This is a genomic window from Pseudomonas sp. GW822-FHT03F08, assembly GCF_058801265.1.
In genome coordinates this window covers 602808-616634 of the sequence record NZ_JBXANC010000002.1, presented here as the reverse complement: position 1 = coordinate 616634, position 13827 = coordinate 602808, and the positions used below count along the sequence as shown (strand labels likewise).

Genomic DNA, 13827 nt, shown 5'->3' with positions numbered 1-13827 from the left:
AAACAGTCATGCAGATCGAGAACAAGGTTTTTATCGTCACCGGCGGTGCGTCCGGGCTGGGTGCAGCCACCGCTGAGCTGTTGGTTGCCGCCGGTGCCAAAGTGATGCTGGTGGACATGAACGCCGAAGCCGTCGCCGCTCAGGCTCAACGCCTCGGTGCGCAAAGCGTAGTGGCCGACATCAGCAACGAAACCGCCGCCGAAGCCGCCGTACAGGCTACGGTAAAAGCTTTCGGTAGCCTGAATGGTCTGGTGAACTGCGCCGGTATCGTCCGGGGCGAGAAGATCCTCGGCAAGAACGGCCCGCATGCGCTGGCGAGCTTTGCGCAGGTGATCAACGTCAACTTGATCGGTAGCTTCAACATGCTGCGCCTCGCAGCGGCAGCGATTGCCGAAAGTGAAGCCAACGCTGACGGCGAGCGCGGCGTGATCATCAACACCGCCTCCGTCGCTGCATTCGACGGCCAGATTGGCCAGGCCGCGTATTCCGCTTCCAAAGGCGCCATCGCCAGCCTGACCCTGCCTGCCGCCCGCGAACTGGCGCGCTTCGGCATCCGCGTGATGACCATCGCCCCGGGCATTTTCGAAACCCCGATGATGGCCGGCATGACCCCGGAAGTGCGCGACTCGCTGGCCGCTGGCGTGCCGTTCCCGCCGCGCTTGGGAAAACCTGCCGAGTACGCCGCACTGGTGCGGCATATCATTGAAAACAGCATGCTCAACGGCGAGGTGATCCGTCTCGACGGTGCCTTGCGCATGGCCGCCAAATAAGGAGGATTTCTCATGACCATCTCCAACGATCCGATTGTCATTGTCAGCGCCGTTCGTACCCCGATGGGCGGCTTTCAAGGCGAACTGAAAAGCCTGACTGCACCGCAACTGGGCGCCGCTGCAATCAAGGCTGCGGTTGAGCGTGCCGGTGTCGCCGCCGATGCGGTCGATGAAGTGTTGTTCGGCTGCGTACTGCCAGCCGGTCTCGGCCAGGCGCCTGCGCGTCAGGCTGCACTGGGTGCCGGGCTGGACAAATCCACCCGCTGCACCACCGTCAACAAGATGTGCGGTTCGGGCATGGAAACCACCATCCTGGCCCACGACATGCTGCTGGCCGGCAGCGCCGATGTGGTGATCGCCGGCGGCATGGAAAGCATGTCCAACGCGCCGTACCTGCTGGACCGCGCCCGTGCCGGTTACCGCATGGGCCACGGCCGGGTGCTGGATTCGATGTTCCTTGACGGTCTCGAAGATGCCTACGACAAGGGTCGCCTGATGGGCACCTTCGCCGAAGATTGCGCTGAAACCAACGACTTCAGCCGCGAGGCTCAGGACGCTTTCGCCATCGCTTCGACCACCCGCGCCCAGCAGGCGATCAAGGACGGCAGCTTCAAGGCCGAAATCGTTCCGCTGACCGTGACCGTCGGCAAGGAACAGGTTGTGATCAGCAACGACGAACAGCCGCCAAAAGCCAAACTGGACAAGATCGCTTCGCTGAAACCAGCGTTCCGCGAGGGCGGCACCGTAACCGCAGCCAACTCCAGTTCGATCTCCGACGGCGCAGCGGCACTGGTGCTGATGCGTCAGTCGCAAGCTCAGAAACAAGGACTGAAACCACTGGCGGTGATTCACGGCCACGCAGCATTCGCCGACACCCCGGGCCTGTTCCCGGTGGCACCGATTGGCGCGATCAAGAAGCTGATGAAGAAAACCGGCTGGTCGCTGGATCAGGTCGATCTGTTCGAGGTCAACGAAGCGTTTGCCGTGGTCGGCATGGCGGCGATGACCCATCTGGAAATCCCCCACGACAAGCTCAACATCCATGGCGGTGCCTGCGCCCTCGGTCATCCGATCGGTGCGTCCGGCGCGCGGATTCTGGTGACCTTGCTCTCGGCCCTGCGCCAGAAAGGCCTGAAACGCGGCGTCGCGGCGATCTGCATCGGCGGCGGCGAAGCCACGGCGATGGCCGTCGAGTGCGTCTGAACCGATTTAAGGATTTGCCATGATTCCCAATGACGACCAACAACAAATCCGCGACATGGCCCGGCAGTTTGCCGAGGAACGGCTGAAACCGTTCGCCGCCGAGTGGGATCGCGAGCACCGCTTCCCGAAAGAAGCCATCGGCGAAATGGCCGGACTGGGCTTCTTCGGCATGCTGGTGCCGGAGCAGTGGGGCGGATGCGACACCGGTTACCTGGCTTACGCCATGGCCCTGGAAGAAATCGCCGCCGGCGACGGTGCTTGCTCGACGATCATGAGCGTGCACAACTCAGTGGGCTGCGTGCCGATCCTCAAGTTCGGCAACGACGACCAGCGCGAACGCTTCCTCAAGCCGCTGGCCAGCGGTGCGATGCTCGGTGCTTTCGCGTTGACCGAACCGCAGGCCGGTTCCGATGCCAGTAGCCTGAAAACCCGTGCACGACTGGAAGGCGATCACTACGTGCTCAACGGCTGCAAACAGTTCATCACCTCCGGGCAGAACGCCGGGATCGTGATCGTGTTTGCCGTCACCGACCCGAGTGCCGGCAAGCGCGGGATCAGCGCCTTTATCGTGCCGACTGACTCGCCGGGCTACAAAGTCGCCCGCATTGAAGACAAGCTCGGTCAGCACGCTTCGGACACCTGTCAGATTCTGTTCGAAGACGTCAAAGTGCCGGTCGCCAACCGTTTGGGCGAGGAGGGTGAGGGCTACAAGATCGCCCTGGCCAACCTTGAAGGCGGCCGCGTCGGCATCGCTTCGCAATCGGTGGGCATGGCCCGTGCCGCGTTCGAAGCGGCCCGTGATTACGCCCGTGAGCGTGACACCTTCGGCAAGCCGATCATCGAGCACCAGGCCGTGGCGTTCCGCCTGGCGGACATGGCGACCCAGATCGCCGTGGCGCGGCAGATGGTGCATTACGCCGCCGCCCTGCGTGACAGCGGTCAACCGGCGCTGGTCGAAGCGTCGATGGCCAAGCTGTTCGCTTCGGAAATGGCCGAGAAGGTCTGCTCCATGGCGTTGCAAACCCTGGGCGGTTACGGTTACCTCAACGACTTCCCGCTGGAGCGCATCTACCGCGACGTGCGGGTCTGCCAGATTTACGAAGGCACCAGCGACATTCAGCGCATGGTCATTTCGCGCAATCTTTGAGAAGGAATCTGCACATGAGTTACGAAACGATTTTGCTGGAAACCCATGGTCGCGTCGGCGTCATCACCCTGAACCGCCCGCAGGCGCTGAACGCCCTGAACGCGCAACTGGTCAGCGAAGTGAACCACGCCCTCGATGGCCTGGAAGCCGATGCGAACATTGGCTGCATCGTCATCACCGGTTCGAAAAAAGCTTTCGCCGCCGGCGCCGACATCAAGGAAATGGCGGATCTGACCTACCCGCAGATCTACATGGACGACCTGTTCAGCGACAGCGACCGCGTGGCCAACCGCCGCAAGCCGATCATTGCCGCCGTCAACGGCTTCGCCCTCGGTGGCGGCTGTGAACTGGCGCTGATGTGCGACTTCATCCTGGCCGGCGACAACGCCAAATTCGGCCAGCCGGAAATCAACCTCGGCGTGCTGCCGGGCATGGGCGGCACCCAGCGCCTGACCCGCGCCGTGGGCAAGGCCAAGGCCATGGAAATGTGCCTGAGCGGACGCTTGATCGACGCGGTTGAAGCCGAGCGTTGCGGCATCGTCGCGCGGATCGTGCCGAGTGATGAACTGCTGGATGAAGCGCTGAAAGTCGCGGCGGTGATCGCCAGCAAGTCGTTGCCGATTGCGATGATGGTCAAGGAAAGCGTCAACCGCGCCTTTGAAGTGAACCTGACTGAAGGTGTGCGATTCGAGCGTCGGGTGTTCCATGCGGCGTTTGCGACGCAGGATCAGAAAGAAGGGATGGCGGCGTTTGTGGCCAAGCGGTCGCCGGAGTTCCAAGGCAAGTAATGGAGTTCGCCCCCACGCATTGCGTGGGGGCGCCCAATCAGAGTTGGTAGTTCTTCAACTCCCGCGCAATCACCATCCGCTGTATCTCGCTGGACCCCTCATAAATCTGGGTAATCCGCGCATCCCGGTAATATTTCTCCACCGGGTAATCCTCCAGATACCCATACCCGCCATGAATCTGAATCGCTGACGAGCACACCTTCTCAGCCATTTCCGAAGCAAACAATTTGGCCTGCGAAGCTTCCGACAGACACGGTTTGCCCGCCGTGCGCAGCCGTGCCGCATGCAGGATCATCAAGCGTGCCGCGTTGATCTGCATCTGCATGTCCGCCAGCAGGTTGGCGATGCTCTGGTGCTCGATGATCGCCTTGCCGAACTGCACCCGATCACGGGCGTAACTCAGCGCCGCTTCAAACGCCGCACGGGCGATGCCCAATGCTTGCGCCGCGATGCCGATGCGTCCGCCTTCCAGGTTGGAAAGGGCAATCGCCAGGCCTTTACCGCGTTCACCCAACAGATTCGCTTCGGGAATGCTGCAATTGTTCAGCGTCACCGCGCAGGTGTCGGAGGCGCGGATGCCCATCTTGTGTTCGGTGCGGTCGACGATGAAACCCGGTGTGTCGGTCGGCACGAGGAACGCCGAGATACCGCGCTTGCCCAGATCCGGATCGGTCACCGCAAACACGATCGCCAGTTTCGCCCGCTTGCCGTTGCTGACAAATTGCTTGGCGCCGTTGATCACCCATTGCCCGTCACGCAGTTCAGCGCGGGTGCGCAGGTTGTGTGCTTCGGAGCCGGCCTGGGGTTCGGTCAGGCAGAAGCAGCCGATCACCGCGCCACTGGCCAGATCCGCCAGCCAGGTCTGTTTCTGTTCTTCGCTGCCGTAGTTGAGCACCGGCCCGCAGCCCACCGAGTTGTGAATGCTCATGAACGCGCCGGTAGCGCCGTCACCGGCGGAAATCTCTTCCACCGCCAGCGCATAGGCCACGTAGTCGACATAGGTGCCGCCCCATTCTTCCGGCACCACCATGCCCAGCAGGCCGAGTTCGCCCATCTTCGCCACCAGACCGTCATCGATCCAGCCAGCCTTTTCCCAGGCTTGGGCGTGGGGGGCGATTTCGCCACGGGCGAAGTCCCGGGCCATGTCGCGGATCATTACCTGGTCTTCAGTCAATTCGAGATCGTGCATGGCTCAGCTCCCGCTCTCAGCGAAACCGTGGAAGAAACTCGCGATGTGCTCGGCGTGCAGCCCGGCAAGGCTCGGCGGGTTCCAGCGTGGTGATTTGTCTTTGTCGATCAGCAAGGCGCGCACGCCTTCGATCAGGTCGCCGCGTTCGAACCACTGGCGATCCAGATGCAGTTCGAGGGCGAAGCAATGTTCCAGGCTCAGGTGCCGGCCGCGACGCAGCATTTCCAGGGTCACGCCCATGGCCAGCGGTGAACGGGTTTCCAGCAGGTCGGCGGTGGTGGTCGCCCATTCGTGGCTGTCGGCAACGGTCACGGCGCGCAATTGCTCGACGATGCTCGGCACGTCGGGCAACGCGAAGAAGTGGTCGATGGCCGGGCGCAAGGCTTCAAGCGGCGCATCCGGCAGGGTTTGCACGGCGTGGCGGGCCAACAGGCTTTGCAGATCTTTGAGCGGCGTATCGTGCCACTCCAGGTGATCGAGTTGTTCGTTGAGGATGCCGAGTTTGCTGCTGTCCAGATACCAGTCGGCCAGCCCGCAATACAGCGCATCCGCTGCACGAATCTGCACGCCGCTGACGCCCAGGTAAATCCCCAGTTCGCCGGGAATGCGCGGCAGGAAATAACTGCCGCCGACATCCGGAAAATACCCGATCGCCACTTCAGGCATCGCCAGACGGCTCTTCTCGGTGACCACCCGCAGATCGGCGCCTTGCACCAGGCCCATGCCACCGCCGAGGACGAAGCCGTCCATCAATGCCAGCACCGGTTTGCGGTAATGGTGAATCGTCAGGTCGAGGGCGTATTCCTCGACGAAGAAATCTTCATGCAGTGTGTCGCCGCTTTTATGGCTGTCGTACAGGGAACGAATGTCGCCACCGGCACAGAAGGCTTTCTCGCCGGCACCGCGCAGCACGACCGCGTGGATATCGGCATCAGCGGCCCAGGCGTCCAGGTATTGCTGGAGCTGGCGCACCATGTCGAGGGTCAGGGCATTGAGGCCGGCGGGGCGATTGAGGGTCAGATGACCGATGTGATTGCGAACCTCGGCCAGCACTTCGTGTGGCGTGGCATCCATGGACGAAGTCCGCGGGGATGAAGCCTGAGCAGTCATCACTAACTCCCTGCTTTTATTGTCTTTATTCGAGAAGCTCGCGCGCGAGCGTTACCGGATCGTAACAGTGCAAATTTGCCATGTACAACGGGGATATGTGCATGGGGTGTCTGCATTTTTGCCTTGACCACAAAATGAAAAATTGTGGCCGGAGCGCTGGCGCCTGCTAGGCTGCGCGGCGGTTGCGACGAGCCTGCAAACAGACCTTCGCTTCAACAGCATCTGCAACAGAACCCCAGCGATTTTTTCATCAGAGCTCAACGCGCAATGGAGGCGCACCATGTCAATAACAAGGTATTCAACAGGCAGACTGATCGTTGTGTTGCTACTGCTGCTGACGGTTATCAATGTCGCAGCGTTGGCGTTTGTCCTGCGTGGCGGGCTTTCCAGGGCGTATGGCATGGAGATGATCAGGACCAAAGAACCCTTGCTGATCGCGGGGCGTGGCGATGATGAACACTATTACGTGCTGCCCGTCAGCACGACGCTTTATTACGACAAAAGCTATCCCGAAGGTTTTAGCCGTTACATGGTCTTTTTCAATCACAAGGGTGTTATTGCCGGCGATCCAGTGCCGATGAAGCCCGAGTATGGAGGATCATTGATTGATCCTCGCTGGTTGTCGAGCGTCGATGCCGATGCGTTGAAAGACATTTTCCAACGTTTTCCTCTCTCGAAAAAAGACGTCGCCGCAGCTATCAAAGCCAATGAAATCACCAAAGAGGATCTGACGGACATCATCCGGTCGATGCCGGATTGATCGCTTGCGGGGCGTTGTCGCCATATGTCGCGCTCAGGTGAACACCTGACCAATGCTCCGCCGCTTGGCATGCAGTTCACTGGCATGAATCAACCGCTCCAGATCCTCCGGCGTGACATCGATAAATGCCTCCATGTCCGCCAGCGCCAGTTTCAGGTCTTCAGCCGTGATGGCCTGCGTATCGATCGGCGCCACGGCGGGCGCGGGTTCGGCCGGGCGTTTCGGGTAGCGGATGCGGGTCAGGTTGTTGAATGCCAGCGCGCTGAGCAGCATGCACGCGGCGCTGAGCATGACCGGTTCCAGGGCTTTCCAGTCCATGGCGATGGTCGTCGGGTCGGCCAGCACCATCGTCAATGCCACCGCGCCGGCCGGTGGGTGCAGGCAGCGCAGCCAGCACATCAGAATCAGCGCCATGCCCGCCGCCAGGCACGCGCTGCCCAGAGTTCGGCCGAGGACGTGGGCCACCAGCAATGCCACGACACCCGCACACAGGTAGCCGCCGATGATCGACCACGGCTGGGCGAGGGCGCCGGAGGACACGGCGAACAGCAACACCGCCGAGGCGCCCAGCGGGCCGATCAGGTGGTAGGCGACTTCGATGCCGAACACCTGACTGCACGCCCACACACTGAACAACGTGCCCAGCGCCATACCGATGGCGGCGCGGCTCCATTCGGTGGGACGGGTGTTGATGGCGGCGGGCAACCAGCGAGCGAGCATGAAGAACCGATCCTCTTGGGGAAACTGAAGGCAAAAAAAAGGACTTGTCCGTCAATCCGGAAAGTCCTTCGAAGTGTTCCAACTATTGGGGGAGGAACGTGCACAGTGTGCCAAGCAATCTCGATGCTGACAAATTCATATAAATGCATCTTCAATGCATTATTTATGAAGTAAAGCCACTCGCCGTCCGCTCATGAAGCACAGGAATCCGCCCATCGCGGTCAGCGCGCTGAGCGCATAGAACATGGTCGGCGCCGGCGTGTGCATCAGCAGGAAACCGCAGATCACCGGACTCAACGCACCGCCCAATGCGGCGAGGTTCTGCGCGCCGTAATAACTGCCGCGCAATTCTTCCGGGGCCAGGGTGTCGACGAACAGGAACTCCGACGGATAAATGATCATCTCGCCGAGGGTGAAGATGAACATTGCGATGCACCAGCTCACCAGGCTGTCGGCGAGGCTGAAACCGATCAGGCCGAGAATGAACAGACTGGTGCCGGCGGCAATCCAGTAGCGCAGTTTTTCCCGGTTGAGAAAGCGGCCTATCTGGTACTGCAATAGGATCACCGCGATGGCGTTACAGGCGAGCAGGGCGGCCATGGTTTGCAGGGCGCGCTGCGAGTCTTCGACCACCAGCAGGTATTGCGACAGGTACAGGGTGAAGCGCCCGTGGACCACGGTGCTGAGCAGGCAACCGCAGGTGAACATGATCAGCGTGCGGTCGTTTTTCAGGGTAATCAGGGTTTTCAGGAAGCTTTGCGGCTGACCGATGGCGGCGACCGGGCTGGCGTCCTTGGGAATGCCGATCATCAGGAAGATGCTGCCGAAAGCGATGCCGGCGGCAATCAGGAACGGCGCAATCGGGTACACCCCGGCGATCACCACACCCAGCATCGGGCCGGTGGCGTAGCCGATGTTGGTCAGGGTGTAGCGCAGGGAAAACGCCTTGGCCCGCTGACCCATGGGCAGGTTTTCACTGAGGATGGCCTTGGAACCGATCAGGAACAACGCCGAGGCGGTTTCGGTGATGACCAGGGTCGCGGTGGTCAGGTACAGGTCTTTGGCGAAGGTCAGCAGCACGAAGCCGACTGCACTGGAGAGCATCGCCAGAATCAGCAACCGACGTTTCTCGAGTCGATCGATGATGTAGCCGCCGTACAGCGCAAGCAGGGTGGCGATGAACACCGCGATGCCCAGCAGCAACCCGACGTCCTGTTGGTTGAGGCCGAGCTTGTTGCTCAAAAACAAGGTGAGCAAAGGGCTGGTGATGGCGCGGCTGACGACAATCGTCAGCGAAACGATCATCAGGCGGCGGATAACGAGCGAGTAGGTGGCCACGGAAAATCAAATGTCCTTATTCGGTTAACAGGTGCTCGAGATCGCGCACGGAATCCAGCGTTTGCAGTTGCCGCAACTGCGCCAGCAGCCGTTCAGCCTGGGCTGCTGAACTCACGCGCAACGCCAGACTGAGAAACTTCTCCTCCAGCGCCGCCTCGCTCAGCGGATTGCCCGGCGCCCCCAGCGGCACCTCGACACACAGGCTCGCCTGACGCCCGTCGCGGGTTCGAACAATGACCACCGGCTCGCCATCCTCCGACAGACGCTCATCCACTTCAAGGCGAATGCGCGTCAGCCATTGAGCAATGCGCGGATCGTTGCGCGGCTGTTCATCGTAAGCCTCGAGCCGGCAATGGCCGTGCACCAGTCGCGCGGCGAGGGCGTAGGGCAGACTCATCTGCGCGGCGGCCAGGCTGCGGGTATCGCGACCGCCGCACATGTCGAGCAGAAACCCGCACAGGTTCACCTGGACGTCTTCCACCTGATCGGCGCCGACCTGCAATTGCTCCAGCAACAAACCGAGCGCATCGATCGCCGAGTGGGTGCCACGGCAGGCGGCGTAGGGTTTGATCGAGCAGCGCGCGAGTTTCCAGACCTGTCCCAACTCGGCGTCCAATGCATCCGGTTGCGCGCTACCCGGCGCGAGGGTCTTGAGAAATCCACCCCAGACATCATCGAACAACACCGATGGCCCGCTGACGCCTTCGCGAGCAAAACGCGCCGCCAGCAGACCACCTTCGGCCGCACGGCCACTGTGCAGTTTCTTGCTTTGCGAACCGTCATGGATGAACGCCCACAACCCGCCGCTGAAACTGCCGGCGATGCCCAGCGCCGACACGGTTTGCGCTGCATCCAGGGCAAAGATCCGCGCACAGGCCGCCGCCGCGCCGAACACGCCGCAGGTGGCGGTGGAGTGCCAACCGGCGCCGTTGTGCGCGGAATAACTGCCGCAGGCTTCCAGCACCCGCCGACCGATTTCGTAGCCGATCACCACGGCGGTGATGAACTCGCGACCGTCCACCGGCCGATCCACCAGCGACAGCGCCGCCATCACCGCCGGCAGCACCACCGCGCCGGAATGATCGCAACCGCCGGTATCGTCCAGTTCCAGCGCATGGGCGGCGATGCCGTTGAGCAATGCTGCATGCCCGGCGCCGACACGCAGTGATGAACCCCAGACCAGTGCGGTGCCCGGTTCGGCACCGAACACGTGCCGAGCCTGAAGCGCCACCGCACTGTCGGCCCCGGCCAGCGCCGCGCCAAAGGTATCCAGAATGTGCCGTTTGGCTTGCTCCACCAACGCCGGGGGCAGATCTTCAAACCGGGTCTCGACGCAAAACTGCGCCAGCCGTTGCATGCGTTGGGTCATACGAGGTAGTCCCGATAATGGCGCTCGTACACCGACGCCGGATGATCTTGCGCGACCGGCGCCGCCGTTTGCGCCCACCACTGCGCGACTTCGGCGCCTGTGGCAATCCACACGTCGTCGTGCTGCTGAATGCCTCGCAGCAATTCACGCAACACACCGATACGCCCCGGCGTGGCGATGATTTCCGGGTGCAGGCGCAGCACGTAGCACAGGCCGAAGCGGTGGAACCCGGCGAAGTCCATTTGCAGGTTACCGAGCGTGTGGCTGTAGGAAGCGATCCGCGATTGCGCCGGCGGCACGGCCGGGCTCAGGTTGAAGGCGAAATAGGGCTCGTCTTCCAGTTCGTAATGCAGCGGCAACTCGACCACTTCGGGCGCAGTCGGGTGCAAGAACGGCAAATCATCGCCACGCCAAGATGACGACCAGTGAATGCCGCGATCTTTCAAGGCCTCAATGAAGCCCGGCGCGCCGTTACCCGCAGGAATCCGGAAACCGGTCGGACGCACGCCGGTCAACGCTTCCAGTGCTGCACAACCCTTGGCGACTTCTGCGTTTTGCGCCGCCAGATCCAGCGTGTCGTAATCCTGATGACGGTAGCCGGCGCAGGCGATTTCATGGCCGTCCGCCTGAATCGCGGCGATGTGCTGCGGGTTTTCCTCGGCGACGATGCCGGGCACGAACCAACTACTGCGCACCCCGAGCTCCCTGAGCAGGCCGAGCAAGCGCTCGACACCCCGTTGCGTGCCGTAGCGCCACACCGACAGCGTCTTGTCGCGCCCGGCAACTTCCGGAGCTTGGGTGAGAATGCCGTGGATGTCGTTGTAATCGACGGTCAGCACCACCGCGCAACGCTTGCCGGCGGGCCAGGAATGGTTGACGTCAGCCATGGTGATGCTCCTTCAGCCACCAGCGCGCGACGTCGCGGCAGGTGGCGAACCACACGTCATCACGCTGGCGCATGTGTTCGAAGAGTTTCTCCAGCAACAGGATGCGCCCCGGTTTGCCGGTGATTTTCGGGTGGAACAGGGTGGTCAGGCACAGTCCCTCGTCCATCGCGCCGTCGTACTCGCGTTGCCAGTTGTCGAGGGTCAGCTCATAGCTGGCGGTGCGGTCGAGCCCGGACGGGAAGTTTGGTGCGCGGGTGTAGGCGAGGGAGGCGTAGTCGTCCATTTCCCAGCGGCCGGGGATCTCCACCAGCGGGGTGTCGTGGCCGGGGACGTTGACCAGATACGGACGATCGTCGCCGCGCATGCTGCTGGAATAGATGACGCCGTTGTCGGCCAGCATCGCCGGGGTCTCGGCGCGCCAGTCGCCGGACGGAGTGCGAAAACCCTCGGCGCGGATGTGCAGGTATTGCCAGAAGACGTCGCGGGACTTGTTCATCACGGCCTGCTGCTGGTCCAGCGTCAGGGCGTAGAAGGATTCGTGCTTGTAGCCGTGGTAGGCGACTTCATGGCCGCGCTCGACGATGGCCTGGCACTGTTTCGGCCAGTTTTCCACGACCCAGGCGGGGACGAAGAAGGTGGTCGGGATCTTGAAGGTGTCGAGCAGATCGAGCAGGCGTGGCAAGGCGCGGTAGGGGCCGTAACCGCCGAAGCCGAAGTATTCGGGTTTGTGCCAGATCGAGCCGTTGAGCATCGCGTCGCCGGTCGGGCCGTCGAGGTCGAAGGCCAGGGCGAGGCAGGCTTTGTGCTGGTCGGGCCAGGTGGGTTGCAAGGAGGACATCAAGGGCGCTCCAGCTGTTCATGAAAAAGGCGCCGACCGGTAGGGTCGGCGCTGACCGGTTTACTTGCCGGCGTTGATGGTCACGTCCTTGATCGCACCCAGCTCCAGATCCCACTTCTTCAGAATCGCGTTGTAGCTGCCGTCATCCACCATGCTTTGCAACGCCACTTTCACCGCTTCACTCAGCTCAGGTTTCTTCTTGCTCACACCCAGCCCGGTGAACTGCACGGAGATCGGCTGGCCGACCGTCTTGTACATGTCCTTTTCCTGAGTCTTGAGGTACGACAGGGTCTCGCTGCCCTGCATCGCCGCATCAATACGGCTCTGACGCAGTTGGGCGCGGGCGTCGGCCGAGCCTTCGGTGCCGATCACGTTGATCGCCGGTTTGCCTGCCGCTTCACAGTGTTCCTTGCTCCACGCGGCGATTTCCGCCGGGAACGTGGTGCGGCGGCTGGTGCCGACTTTCTTGCCGCACAGGTCGGTGATTTCGTTGGTCGCGGTGTTCTTCTGCAAGGTGTAGAACTGCGGGCCGCTGGTGAAGTAGTCGACGAAGGTCACGCTGGCCTGACGCTCGGCGGTGTCGGTCATGCCCGACAGCACGATGTCGACGCGGTCGGTGGTCAGGGCGTTGATCATTTGCTCGAAGCCGGTTTCCTGCCACTTGATCTTGATCCCTAGGCGCTCGGCCAGAGCGTTGCCCAGGTCGTAGTCAAGGCCGGTGAGCTTGTTGGTGGCCGGGTCCTTGAAATCCATCGGCGGATAGTTGGGCATGATCGCGACGACGATCTCGCCTTTTTCCTTGATGCCGGCCGGCAATTCGGCGGCGAAGCTGACGCTGGAAGCCATCAGGCCTGCGAGTACTGCTGGGATAACGAAGTTCTTCATGGACGTTCTCTTATGAGTGTTGTGAAGGCCAAAGGGGCCTCAGGTTCGAACGGCAGAAATGAAGCTTTGGGTGCGCGGGTTTTGCGGACTTATTAGTATTTCTTCGGGGCTTCCAGCCTCCACGATCTGCCCGCCGTCCATGAACACCATGCGGTTGGAAACCTCCCGGGCGAAGCCCAGTTCATGGGTGACGACGATCATGGTCATGCCGGTCTGCGCCAGATCGCGCATCACCGACAGCACCTCACCGACCAGTTCCGGGTCGAGTGCCGAAGTGGGTTCATCGAACAGCATCAGCTTGGGTCGCATGGCCAGGGCGCGGGCGATCGCCACCCGTTGCTGCTGACCGCCCGACAACTCGATCGGGTAGCTGTCGCGTTTGTCGGCAAGGCCGACCCGGGCCAGCAGTTCCAGGGCTTCTTCATGCGCCTCCTTGGGTGAACGCTTGAGCACCTGGCACGGGCCTTCGATGATGTTTTGCAGCACAGTCATGTGCGGAAACAGGTTGAAGCGCTGGAACACCATGCCGGTGGCCAGGCGCTGACGGGCAATCTGCGATTCGTTGAGTTCGTGCAGCTTGTGCCCGACGACGCGGTAGCCCACCAGTTCGCCATCGACCCACAAACCGCCCTTGTCGATCTTTTCCAGCTGATTGACGCAGCGCAGCAGGGTGCTCTTGCCCGAGCCGGACGGGCCGATGATGCACAGCACTTCGCCTTGCTCGACCTCGATGTTGATGTCCTTGAGCGCGTGGTACTGGTCGTAATATTTGTTCAGGGCCACAGCCTTGACGATGCTTCTCATGTTCGATTCTCCTGCGCGG

14 protein-coding genes are annotated in these 13827 nt (G+C 61.8%); 5 read left to right on the top strand and 9 right to left on the bottom strand.

The features are described from left to right. The first annotated feature begins 8 nt into the window (after positions 1–8). The 4 genes from AC1RME_RS06585 to AC1RME_RS06570 are packed head-to-tail and all read left to right on the top strand — an operon-like array spanning position 9 to position 3908. Positions 9–770 (top strand): SDR family NAD(P)-dependent oxidoreductase, encoded by a 762-nt coding sequence (locus AC1RME_RS06585; protein ID WP_096821481.1) that lies wholly within the window; start codon positions 9–11, stop codon positions 768–770. Positions 771–782: 12 nt separating this feature from the next. Continuing rightward, the gene (locus tag AC1RME_RS06580; protein ID WP_085745585.1) at positions 783–1973 is read left to right on the top strand and encodes an acetyl-CoA C-acyltransferase; all 1191 of its coding nucleotides are present in this window, start codon (positions 783–785) and stop codon (positions 1971–1973) included. A 19-nt stretch (positions 1974–1992) separates the two neighbouring features. Beyond that, complete coding sequence (locus AC1RME_RS06575; protein ID WP_096821480.1) at positions 1993–3120, top strand: acyl-CoA dehydrogenase; 1128 nt, start codon at positions 1993–1995, stop codon at positions 3118–3120. A 14-nt stretch (positions 3121–3134) separates the two neighbouring features. After that, on the top strand, positions 3135–3908 hold the full coding sequence (locus AC1RME_RS06570) for an enoyl-CoA hydratase (protein WP_096821479.1): 774 nt from the start codon (positions 3135–3137) through the stop codon (positions 3906–3908). A 37-nt stretch (positions 3909–3945) separates the two neighbouring features. On the opposite strand, the gene AC1RME_RS06565 is transcribed toward AC1RME_RS06570, so the two are convergent. After that, a complete protein-coding gene (locus AC1RME_RS06565; RefSeq protein WP_096821478.1) occupies positions 3946–5097 on the bottom strand; it encodes an acyl-CoA dehydrogenase family protein in 1152 nt (383 codons plus the stop codon). A gap of 3 nt (positions 5098–5100) precedes the next feature. Next, the gene (locus tag AC1RME_RS06560; RefSeq protein ID WP_096821477.1) at positions 5101–6207 is read right to left on the bottom strand and encodes an enoyl-CoA hydratase/isomerase family protein; all 1107 of its coding nucleotides are present in this window, start codon (positions 6205–6207) and stop codon (positions 5101–5103) included. Between the two features lie 280 nt (positions 6208–6487). Between AC1RME_RS06560 and AC1RME_RS06555 the strand changes: the two genes are divergently transcribed. Further along, positions 6488–6967 carry a hypothetical protein gene (locus tag AC1RME_RS06555; protein WP_096821476.1) on the top strand — a complete coding sequence of 160 codons (480 nt, stop codon included), beginning with the start codon at positions 6488–6490 and terminating at the stop codon, positions 6965–6967. A gap of 33 nt (positions 6968–7000) precedes the next feature. On the opposite strand, the gene AC1RME_RS06550 is transcribed toward AC1RME_RS06555, so the two are convergent. The 7 genes from AC1RME_RS06550 to AC1RME_RS06520 all read right to left on the bottom strand — a co-directional run bounded on the left by AC1RME_RS06550 (position 7001) and on the right by AC1RME_RS06520 (position 13808). After that, positions 7001–7687 carry an HPP family protein gene (locus AC1RME_RS06550; protein WP_096821475.1) on the bottom strand — a complete coding sequence of 229 codons (687 nt, stop codon included), beginning with the start codon at positions 7685–7687 and terminating at the stop codon, positions 7001–7003. A 159-nt stretch (positions 7688–7846) separates the two neighbouring features. Beyond that, complete coding sequence (locus AC1RME_RS06545; protein ID WP_096821474.1) at positions 7847–9025, bottom strand: MFS transporter; 1179 nt, start codon at positions 9023–9025, stop codon at positions 7847–7849. Between the two features lie 16 nt (positions 9026–9041). Further along, entirely contained in the window at positions 9042–10394 is a 1353-nt protein-coding gene (locus AC1RME_RS06540; RefSeq protein ID WP_096821473.1) for an MmgE/PrpD family protein, read from the bottom strand. Beyond that, positions 10391–11281: a polysaccharide deacetylase family protein gene (locus AC1RME_RS06535; protein ID WP_096821472.1), complete on the bottom strand. Its 891-nt coding sequence runs from the start codon at positions 11279–11281 to the stop codon at positions 10391–10393. Before AC1RME_RS06535 ends, AC1RME_RS06540 begins: the two co-directional genes overlap by 4 nt. After that, a complete protein-coding gene (locus AC1RME_RS06530) occupies positions 11274–12122 on the bottom strand; it encodes a polysaccharide deacetylase family protein (RefSeq protein WP_176504870.1) in 849 nt (282 codons plus the stop codon). The genes AC1RME_RS06535 and AC1RME_RS06530 overlap by 8 nt, the downstream gene beginning before the upstream one ends. A gap of 57 nt (positions 12123–12179) precedes the next feature. Continuing rightward, a complete protein-coding gene (locus AC1RME_RS06525) occupies positions 12180–13004 on the bottom strand; it encodes an ABC transporter substrate-binding protein (protein ID WP_096821470.1) in 825 nt (274 codons plus the stop codon). 39 nt (positions 13005–13043) lie between these two features. After that, a complete protein-coding gene (locus AC1RME_RS06520; protein ID WP_096821469.1) occupies positions 13044–13808 on the bottom strand; it encodes an amino acid ABC transporter ATP-binding protein in 765 nt (254 codons plus the stop codon). Positions 13809–13827 lie beyond the last annotated feature (19 nt).